The sequence below is a fragment of the Nocardiopsis baichengensis YIM 90130 genome (assembly GCF_000341205.1).
Taxonomy (GTDB): domain Bacteria; phylum Actinomycetota; class Actinomycetes; order Streptosporangiales; family Streptosporangiaceae; genus Nocardiopsis_A; species Nocardiopsis_A halophila.
Genome location: NZ_ANAS01000047.1, coordinates 1 through 9,263, shown reverse-complemented (window position 1 = coordinate 9,263; position 9,263 = coordinate 1). Strand labels below are relative to the sequence as shown.

Here is a 9,263-nt window from a genome sequence, read left to right as displayed (position 1 = left end):
ATGCCCCTCTCCCCGGGATCACTGATCCGCCCCTTCTTCGGCCTCGACGCCGATTCGTTCCCGAAGCTGGCCGCCGAGCGGTTCGGCCCCCAGGAGGACATGGACCGGACCTGGCGCACCTTCGAGCCCGTCGCCCGCACGCTGGTCGACGCCTTCTCCGCCGCCCTCGACACGCCCCGGCACGAGGACCTGGTGCCCCGGCTCGACGCGGTCGACCCCGAGCTGCGCGGCATCGCCTACGAAGGCGCCGGCATGGGCCTGATGCTGCTCGACAGCCTGGTCCCCGGCAGGCGGCGGCTGCCGCGCTTCGTCCACGGCCCCGGCGCCCCCTACCGCTGCCTGGTCTACATCGGCGCGGGGCTGGTCCTGCCCCGCGTCCCCGCCGGCCCCGACCGCTTCCTCCGACGCCAGGACCCCTTCCTGCGGTGGCTGGTGATGGACGGCTACGGCTTCCACGACGGCTTCTTCGCCTGGCGGCGCACCGTCGAGGGCCGCAGCGTGCCCCGAGACGTGCGCGGGTACGCCCGCCGCGCCTTCGACCAGGGGGTGGGGCGCAGCCTGTGGTTCTCCACCGGGGCCGGTCCCGACCGCATCATCGCCACCATCGACGGCTTCCCCGCCTCCCGCCGGGCGGACCTGTGGAGCGGCATCGGCCTCGCCTGCGCCTACGCGGCCGGGGTGATGGACCGGGACGCCGTGCGCGCCCTGCTCGAAGCCGCCCGTGAGCACGCGGCCGACATCGCCGTGGGCACGGCGCTGGCCTCGGTCTTCCGTGAGCAGTCGGGGCTGGTCGCGCCGCACACCGACGTCGCCTGCGACGTCGTGTGGGGCCAGGACGCCGCGGCGGTGGCCGCGACCGCCCACCGCGCCGGACGCGGGCTCCGGGACGCACCCGGGCGGCCCGCCTACGAGCACTGGCGACAGCGGATCCGGGACGCCTGGCCGCATTCCGCCCCCGCCCCCTCGTCCGCCAAGGAGCTGCACGTATGACCGCGATCGGACGGCTGCGCAGGGCGGCCTTCGGCATCCCGTCGGCGCAGGCGGTGTTCTCCCGGCCGGGCTTCGCCCCCGAGGCGTGGCAGCGCTTCGCGCCGGTCGCCCGCTCACTCATGGAGGGCTACCACGCCTCCTTGGAGGATCCCCGCCTCCCCGCTCTGGCCGCGCGACTGGACGCGGTCGACCCCGAGCTCCAGGGCTTCGCCTACGAGGGCGCGGGCATGGGCCTGGCGGCGCTCGACGCCGTGGCGCCCTGGAAGCGCCGGCTGCCCGCCTTCATGGCCGGGCCCGCGGCACGGCACGCCTATCCGGCCTATGTCGGCGTCGGGCTCGCCTTCGCCCGGCTGCGCCGCGGCCCCGAGGCGCAGCTGGCCCGGCTCGACCCCCTGCTGGGGTGGGTGACCGCGGACGGGTACGGGTTCCACGAGGCCTTCTTCCGGCGGCGGCGCTACGTGCTGCACCGTGCCGTGCCCACCCACCTGACCGAATACGGCCGCCGCTGCTTCGACCAGGGGGTCGGCCGGGCGCTGTGGTTCTCCGCCGGAGCCCGGGTCCCCCTGGTGGCGCGCCTGGTCGACGGCTACGCGCCCGAGCGCCGTGCGGACCTGTGGGGCGGGGTGGGACTGGCCGCCTCCTACGGCGGCGGTGCCGACGAGCGCTCCCTGCGCGACCTCAGGGACCGCGCGGGCCCGCACGGGGTGCGCCTGGCACGCGGGGCGGCGACGGCCGCCTGGGGGCGCCGGCAGGCCGGCGGATCCGCGCCGCACACCGAACGCGCCTGCCGGGTCTTCTGCGGACTCGGCGGCGCCGAGGCGGCGCACGCGGTGGAGGAGGCGCGGCGGGACCTGCCGGCGGTCAGCGTGGAGCCGCCCTACGAGATCTGGCGGCAGCGGATCGAGCACGCACTGGCGGCCGCGGCCGCCCCGTCCCCCTGAGAGAGGAACAGACGTGTACGACGTGATCATCATCGGCGCCCGCGTGGCCGGGTCCCCGACCGCCATGCTGCTGGCCAGGCAGGGGTACAGCGTCCTGGCCGTCGACCGGGCCGCCTTCCCCAGCGACACCGTCTCCACCCACATGATCACCGTCGGCGGCAGTGCGCAGCTGCGGCGCTGGGGGCTGATCGACCAGGTGGAGGCGACGAACTGCCCGCCGATCACCAACATCGAGCTCGACCTCAGCTTCGAGCGCTACGGCCCCTTCACGCTGACCGGCTTCCCCCGCCCGGTCGACGACGGCTTCGCCGCGATCTACGCCCCCAAGCGCACGGTCCTGGACAAGCTCCTGGTGGACGCCGCCGTGGACGCGGGGGCCGAGGTCCGGGAGCGGTTCTCGGTGGCGGAGGTGCTCACCGAGGGGGACCGGGCGGTCGGGATCCGCGGTGTCGACGCCGACGGGAAGACGGTCACCGAGCGGGCGCGCATGGTCGTGGGCGCCGACGGCATGCGCTCCATCGTCGCCCGGACGGTCGGGGCCCCCGAGTACCGCACCGCCCCGCCCAAGGCGTTCGGCTACTACACCTACTGGGACGACGTGCCCCTCAGGGGGCTGGAGTTCTACACCCGGCCGGGCAGCACCGTCATCGCCTTCCCCACCAACGACCGCCAGGCCGCGGTCTTCGTCGAGCGGCCCGAGCGCGACTTCGCCGGGTTCAAGAGCGACATCCCCGCCAACTACCTCGCCACCGTGTCCGCCATCGCCCCGGACCTGGCCGAGCGCATCGCCGCCGGGAGCCTGGCGCACCGCTACATGGGCGCCGGCAACCGCCCCAACTTCTTCCGCAGGCCCTACGGCCCCGGCTGGGCGCTGGTCGGCGACGCCGGGGCCCACAAGGACCCGATCACCGCGCAGGGCATCACCGACGCCTTCCGCGACGCCGAACTGCTCGCCGGGGCGATCGACGCCGGCTTCTCCGGGCGGGAGCCCCTGGACACCGCCCTGGCCTCCTACGAGGCGCACAGGAACCGGGAGCTCAAACCGCTGTACGACTTCATCGTCGACCACGCCGCCATGGAGCCGTTCCAGGCCTCCTTCGAGGACGTGCTGGCGGCGATGCGCGGGAACCAGGACGCCATCGACCGCTTCTTCGGCGTGATCCAGAACACCGTGCACTGGGACGACTTCTTCACCCCGGACAACCTGTCGGCCCTCATGGGCCTGTCCCCCGAACCGCAGGCCTAGGAGGTGCCTCCCGGGCGCCGCGCAGGAGGGCCCGACCCGAGAACCACCCCCCTGGTCCGCGAAGGAGCGATGAGCCGTATGCCCTACGTCATCACACAGCCCTGCGTCGGCAGCAAGGACGCCTCCTGCCACGGGGCCTGCCCCGTCGACGCGATCCACCCCTCCCCGGACGACCCCGGATTCGACGAGCACGACCAGCTCTACATCGACCCGGACGAGTGCATCGACTGCGGTGCCTGCGAACCGGTGTGCCCGGTGGAGGCGATCTTCCCCGACTACGAGGTCCCCGAGGAGTGGCAGGCCTCCATCGGGGCCAACCGCGGCTTCTTCGAACGCCCCTGAGCCCCCGCACGCCGGACGCGGGGGCCCGGCCCTGAGGCCCCCGCGTCCGGCGGCCCCGACCCCTCCGTCGGTGGCCGCGTGAAGCGGCCACCGACGGCGCATGCGCACCGGTCGCTCCCCACAGGAGGGGCCGGTCCCGTCCGAGCCGTGCCGCCCCCTCCGTGGCCGCCGTGCCCCCGTCCCGGATCGACCGGGCCCGACACCTCCCCAGGAGCCCCGGATGCCCTCACCGGCCGAGACCACCGTCCACTTCCTGCTCCAGCTCGGCATCGTCCTGGCCGTCTACCGGTTGATCTGGCCGGTGTTCAAAGCGCTCGGCCAGGTCCAGGTCGTCGCCATCATGGTGACCGGATTCCTGCTCGGCCCCTCGCTGCTCGGGGCCCTGGCCCCCGGAGTCCAGGAACGGCTCTTCCCCACCGAGGCGGTGGTCGCCGGCGAGACGGTCGCCCACCCCTCCTTCACCGTGCTCTACCTGGTGGGCCAGCTCGGCCTGGTCCTCTACATGTTCCTGGTGGGCAGCGCCTTCGACACGGGGATGTTCCTGCGGCACACCCGCGACGCGGTCTCCACCTCGCTCGCGGGCATCGTCCCGCCCGCGATCTTCGGCTGCGTCGTCGCTTGGCTGATGGTCTCCCAGGGCGGCTATTTCACGGAGGGCGTCACGGTCTGGCAGGCGGGCCTCTTCCTGACGGCCGCCATCGCGGTCACCGCCTTCCCCATGCTGGCCTGGATCATCCACGAGTCCGGCCTCCAGGGGACCCGGCTGGGCACCATCGCACTGGCCTGCGCCGCGGCCGACGACGCGGTGTCGTGGATCCTGCTCGCCGGGGTCGTGGCCTCGACCAAGGGCGACCCCGTCCTGGCCCTGGCGGCCTTCGGCGGCGGCGTCCTCTACCTGGTGCTCATGCTGACCCTCGGCCGCCGGGGGCTGGCGGCCGTCGGCCGCTGGGCGCAGCGCCGGCTGCGGGCCGGCGAGGAGTTCCCCGCGGGCCCGTTCGTCCTGGTCGTGATCGTGCTGCTGGCCGGAGCCTGGTTCACCGACCTGGCCGGGGTCTACGCCGTGTTCGGCGCGTTCATCGTCGGAGTGGCGATGCCCCGCGACCGCTTCACCGAGCTGATGCGCAGCAGGCTGGAGCCGCTGGTGGGGTACGTGCTGCTGCCGGCGTTCTTCGTGTGCTCCGGGCTCAACACCGAGCTCTCCCTCATCTTCGAGTGGCGCATCCTGCTCATGGCGGGGCTGGTGCTGCTGGTCTCCTCCGTGGGCAAAGGGCTCGCGATCGCCCTCGCCGCGCGGGTCCAGGGGATCGAGCGCAACGAGGCCTACGCCCTGGGCGCGCTGATGAACGCGCGGGGCCTGATGGAGCTGATCCTGCTCAACATCGGACTGCAGGCGGGGCTGGTGTCCATGCAGCTGTACACCATCCTGGTGCTGATGGCGATCGTGACGACCTTCGCGGCGACCCCGCTCCAGCGGTGGTTCCTCCGGGACAGGACCGAGCCGGGCGGCGCCCGGGGAGGCGCGGCCCGGCCGGGCGGTACGGCCCCCGGCCCCCGCGAGCGCAGACCCGAGGCGGACCCGGCGCCGTGAGCGGACGCCGCGGGGGACCTCTGGGGGCGGCAGGGGCAGGGGGCGCCACCCCGGGCGTCACCCCGGGCTGCGGAGCCTCTGCCGGATCCGGGACAGCCGGTGGGGCGGCCGGGTCCCCAGCTCGCGCTGCAGGGTGCCGAGGAAGTCGTCCAACTGCTCCATCGCCCCCAGGACGTGGCCCTGCCGGAGGCTGACCTGCACGCTGGCGGCGATCGCCTCTTCGCAGTAGGGATCGATGTCCAGGATCGTCGCGGCGCAGGAGGCCGCGGCGAAGTCGTCGCCGGCGTCGAGGGAGGCGCGCAGCAGCCGGCTCAGGACGTCCTGGTACTCGCGCTCATAGGCGGTGCGGACGGGGGCGAAGGCGTCGGTGAACAGGTCCTCGGGAAGGAACGTCCGCTCGTAGTAGGCGATGAGCTCCCGGCAGGCGACGATCTCGGCCGCGGCGTCGTCGGCGGCGCGGGCGGCGTCGGCGCTCCGCAGGAGCCTGCGGGTCTCGCCGACGTCGGTCCGCCAGCGGTCCGCGGTGTCGAACCGGTAGCAGCCCCCGCGGTCGGATCTGATGAAGGACGACGGCCGTCTGCAGGGCAGCTCCGGTTCCAGCAGGCGGCGCAGGTGGTGCAGGGTCACGTGCAGTCGGTTGGGGCAGCGGTCCCCGTTCTCGCCGGGCCACAGGACCTCGCAGAGCTCGGCCGCCCTCCAGCGCCGGCCGGGGTGGAGCAGGAACCACTTGAGCAGGGTGCGGACGCTCTCCCGGCGCCAGGCCGGCCCCTCGAGCGGCCGTCCGTCGCGGAGCACCGTGAACGCCCCGAAGAACCTCGCCTCGTACTGCGCCTGCCCATTCGCCAATGCAGATCACACCCCTCGTGCGGAGTTGTCCGTTTCGCCGGTCCGAGCTCGGAGGATTCGCGGGCCAGGGGCGCCCCTCGCAGGAGGGCGTTCGGCGCCCTGCGTCCGCACCCGGTCTGTCCGTCCGCTTCCGTGCTGCACGGCCCGGGCGGGCCGCACCCCCGCGGACCCGCCGGTGATGGGGGGCGGCGGGGCGGGGAGCGCGGTTCCGTCCGGTCACGGCGTGTAGTCGACAATTCACCATTATTCGACCGGGTGTGAAAAGTCGGCCTGCGGCCCTTATATTATCACCCGGAAAATTCAGTGGCCTGCCTGAAATGCTGTGACTCTCCGTTGAAGAAAAAGTCACCGACCGCAGGAGGGTGCAGGTGGCCATTGCCGTGCGGCGCCCGGGGGTGTGTTCGCCGGTGCGGTCCCGCGGGCGGGATTCTGGCCGGGAACGGCCAAGGGGCAGGCGTTCTGGGCGGTGGGGCGTGCCGTCCCGGAGGCTGCGGCGGTGGGGGCGGTCCCGGGAGAGCGGTTTCCTTCGTTCCGGGGGCGAGAGGAATTCGACCGGCCGGGAAAATGGAGAATTCCTTCAGCGGGGGAGGTGTGTGCGGAAATAAATTCGGGGCGGCGGGACGGCGGGATCTCCGAGCGCGGTTCGGTCGTCCGGTGACGGGGCGACGTCACCGAGGGTGAGGCGCGTGCCGCGGCCGGGGTGGGCGGAGCGCGGACGGGAAGAGTGAAGGGCCTCCGCGGCCCCGGCGGGGACCTCGTGTCCCCGCCGGGGCCGCGGAGGCCCTCTCGGTGCTCCGGCGCTAGCGCCGGCCCGGTCGGCGCGGGGGCTGCTCGCTCCCGCCCACGTTCCTCTCGATCCACTCCCTGAGCGGGGCGGCCCCGTTCCAGACGCCGCGCACCTCGTCGAGGACCTCGCGCCGGTGCATCCAGTCCGCGCGCTCGTACTCCCGGACGACCACGGCGCCCTTCCAGGTCAGCTGCTCGGCGCGCGGATGGTCCTTGGCGAAGCCCGTGGGAACGCGCTTCAACGGGGGCTGCCGCCCCGGGCCGACGGGCAGCGAGCGGCCGGCGAGGGCGCGGCCGATCTCCGCGAACTCGGCCCCGGCGGCGGGGTCGTCGATCGCGGCCCTGAACCGTTTGATCTGGTCGGGGGCCAGGGCCATGGCGCCGCAGGCCAGCCGCATCCCCGACGCCTCCAGGCGAAGGAACGCGCCGATGCCGCCGACCGCCCGGTCGGAGGTGGTGACGCCGACCCAGGTCTTGTAGGGGGACTTGTCCTTGGAGAACCGGACGTCGCGATTCGGGCGGAAAGTGCGCAGCGGGCCGAATTCGGGCTCCAGGTCCGACATCAGCCGGCCGATCGGATCCTGGACCGCGTTCTCCCAGGTCGTCCGGTTGGCCTCCCAATAGGTCTTGGAGTTGTCCTTCTCCAGCCCCTCCAGGAAGGAGAACAGCTCCGGCGGGAACCCGTTGAACGCCGAATCCGGCGCGCCGCCGTCCTCAGTCCCCACGCCCCGCCACCCTCTCGTTGTACTCCAGGGCCTCCCGCATCCACGCGGCGAAGTCCTCCTCCGAATCCGTCCCCTCGGGGGCGACGACGACCCACCCCTTGCTCATCGGCTTTCCGCGCATCTGCGCCCATTCGGCCCCGGGACGACCGAGGAGCCCGTCCACCCGGTCGGGGTCGCAGCGCACCATCAGCCGCCCCTGCGTGTCGGCAGTGACCGCCATCTTGCCGTTCACCATGAACGACAGTCCGCCGAACATGCCGACCTCGCGTACGGGGCCGACCTCCGCGAGCGCCTCCCGGATCCGGTCCGCCAGTTCCTTGTCGTAGGCCATCGGCCGCCTCCTCCTAGCCCTCGGCCACCAAGGGGAGCGCAGGGTCGCCGCTCCATTCGGAAAGGCCGCCATCGTAGATGGCGACATTGTGCACGCCCAGCGTCGTCAGGGCGAGGGCATCGCTCGCGGCGTTCACGCCCGCGGCGCAATAGACGATCACGTTCCCGCTCGCCAAGGCCCCGACCTCCTCGAAGCGGTCCGCGAGGAGGTCCGGAGGCAGCAGGGCGCCCGTCTCGGGGTCGAGGAGCGAGGCCGCGGGGACGTTCGTGCTCGACGGGATGTGGCCGCGCCGGCCGTGGGCGACGGGGACGCGGCCCTCGTGCTGGTCGCGGGAGAGCGCGTTGATCAGGCACGCGGCCGGATCCTCGGTCGCGGCCAGGACCTGCTCGCGGGTGGCGGCGAGCTCGGGGCGCCGTCGCGCCTCGAACCGTCCCCGGGCGACCGCCGGCACCTCCGCGGTGGACGGCCGCCCCTCGGCCGTCCACTTCCGCCAGCCGCCGTCCAGGACCGCGGCGCGGTCGTGCCCCAGCAGCCGCAGCAGCCACCAGAGCCGGGCCGCGAAGGCCATGTGGGCCCGGTCGTAGAGGACGACGGTGTCCGAGTCGCTGATGCCCAGGTCCTCCAGCGCGCCGACCAGCCGCTCCACCGGCGGCACGGCGAAGGGGCGGTCCGCCCCGGCGTCGGCGAAGTCGGTCAGCAGGTCGGCGAACACCGCGCCCGGGACGTGCCCCTCGGCATAGCCGGGGCGGCCGCTCTCCAGCTCGATCCCGCCCGTGGGGAGGGGGCGGTGCAGCACCGTGCAGTCGACGACGGCGAGCCCGTCCTGCCCCAGGTGGTCGGCCAGCCAGTCCGTCCCGACGACGGGGGAGGGCACCTGCGGGCCGGCCGCGCCGGCGCCACCGGTGTCGCTCGCTGCCCCCTGCGTGTCCTCGGCGTCCGCTCCGCTCGCTTGGCCCCCTCCGCCCTCTGCGTATTTGGGCAGGAGGGTGAGGAATTGCGGGGGGACGAGGAAGGGGTGGACTTCGACGCGTTGCCAGACGTGGTTGGTGATGTAGGGCTCGTTGTCGAGCCATTGGTCGAGGTGGTCGCGGTCGGGGAAGTCGACGATGAGGACGCCGCCGGACATCTTTCCGGCGCCGTCGAGGATGGCGCCGCCGAAGAGGAAGGAGCCGTCTTCCATCATCTTCTCGCCTTGGGCCATGTGGGCGGGGCGGATGTCCATCCGCCGTTCGAAGGTGCCGGGTTCGGTTCCGTCATGGGCGATGACCACGTACAGCAATGGAGGGGTCCTTTCCCGGAGGGCTCGGCCCACGGCCCCCGAGGGGCCGTGGGCCCTCGGGGGCTCCGCGGCGGGCGCGCCGCAGGGAACGGTGCGCCCGCGCCGCGATCGCACGGGGGCGGGGGCGGCTCAGCCGTTCTCGGCCTCGGCCCGCGCGCCCGGCGGCGGGGCGGCCGGGGCCTCCGGCCG

General features: G+C 73.6%; 9 protein-coding genes. 5 read left to right on the top strand and 4 right to left on the bottom strand.

Annotated elements, in window-relative coordinates:
- The 5 genes from C892_RS0127835 (at position 1) to C892_RS0127815 (ending at position 5,107) form a co-directional block, all read left to right on the top strand.
- Positions 1–990, top strand: coding sequence for a DUF1702 family protein (locus tag C892_RS0127835; protein WP_017559895.1), 990 nt, complete (start codon positions 1–3; stop codon positions 988–990).
- On the top strand, positions 987–1,931 hold the full coding sequence (locus tag C892_RS0127830) for a DUF1702 family protein (RefSeq protein WP_017559894.1): 945 nt from the start codon (positions 987–989) through the stop codon (positions 1,929–1,931). Before C892_RS0127835 ends, C892_RS0127830 begins: the two co-directional genes overlap by 4 nt.
- A 13-nt stretch (positions 1,932–1,944) precedes the next feature.
- A complete protein-coding gene (locus tag C892_RS0127825; protein ID WP_017559893.1) occupies positions 1,945–3,177 on the top strand; it encodes an NAD(P)/FAD-dependent oxidoreductase in 1,233 nt (410 codons plus the stop codon).
- Positions 3,178–3,246: 69 nt separating this feature from the next.
- On the top strand, positions 3,247–3,519 hold the full coding sequence (locus C892_RS0127820) for a 4Fe-4S dicluster domain-containing protein (RefSeq protein WP_239647565.1): 273 nt from the start codon (positions 3,247–3,249) through the stop codon (positions 3,517–3,519).
- A 220-nt stretch (positions 3,520–3,739) separates the two neighbouring features.
- Complete coding sequence (locus C892_RS0127815; protein ID WP_017542017.1) at positions 3,740–5,107, top strand: cation:proton antiporter; 1,368 nt, start codon at positions 3,740–3,742, stop codon at positions 5,105–5,107.
- A 57-nt stretch (positions 5,108–5,164) separates the two neighbouring features.
- Here the strand turns inward: C892_RS0127815 and C892_RS0127810 are convergent, their stop codons facing one another.
- The 4 genes from C892_RS0127810 to C892_RS30985 all read right to left on the bottom strand — a co-directional run bounded on the left by C892_RS0127810 (position 5,165) and on the right by C892_RS30985 (position 9,065).
- A complete protein-coding gene (locus C892_RS0127810) occupies positions 5,165–5,953 on the bottom strand; it encodes an AfsR/SARP family transcriptional regulator (protein ID WP_017559891.1) in 789 nt (262 codons plus the stop codon).
- Positions 5,954–6,753: 800 nt separating this feature from the next.
- Positions 6,754–7,464 carry a DUF2461 domain-containing protein gene (locus tag C892_RS0127805; protein ID WP_017559890.1) on the bottom strand — a complete coding sequence of 237 codons (711 nt, stop codon included), beginning with the start codon at positions 7,462–7,464 and terminating at the stop codon, positions 6,754–6,756.
- A complete protein-coding gene (locus tag C892_RS0127800; RefSeq protein WP_017559889.1) occupies positions 7,454–7,795 on the bottom strand; it encodes a TfoX/Sxy family protein in 342 nt (113 codons plus the stop codon). Before C892_RS0127800 ends, C892_RS0127805 begins: the two co-directional genes overlap by 11 nt.
- Positions 7,796–7,808: 13 nt before the next feature.
- Entirely contained in the window at positions 7,809–9,065 is a 1,257-nt protein-coding gene (locus C892_RS30985) for a rhodanese-like domain-containing protein (protein ID WP_239647568.1), read from the bottom strand.
- Positions 9,066–9,263 lie beyond the last annotated feature (198 nt).

What these genes read in the sequence shown, in the direction of transcription:
- C892_RS0127800 (WP_017559889.1), bottom strand. Translation starts at nt 7,795, where the DNA reads ATGGCCTACGACAAGGAACTGGCGGACCGGATCCGGGAGGCGCTCGCG.
- C892_RS0127820 (WP_239647565.1), top strand. Translation starts at nt 3,247, where the DNA reads ATGAGCCGTATGCCCTACGTCATCACACAGCCCTGCGTCGGCAGCAAG.
- C892_RS0127815 (WP_017542017.1), top strand. Translation starts at nt 3,740, where the DNA reads ATGCCCTCACCGGCCGAGACCACCGTCCACTTCCTGCTCCAGCTCGGC.
- C892_RS0127830 (WP_017559894.1), top strand. Translation starts at nt 987, where the DNA reads ATGACCGCGATCGGACGGCTGCGCAGGGCGGCCTTCGGCATCCCGTCG.
- C892_RS0127835 (WP_017559895.1), top strand. Translation starts at nt 1, where the DNA reads ATGCCCCTCTCCCCGGGATCACTGATCCGCCCCTTCTTCGGCCTCGAC.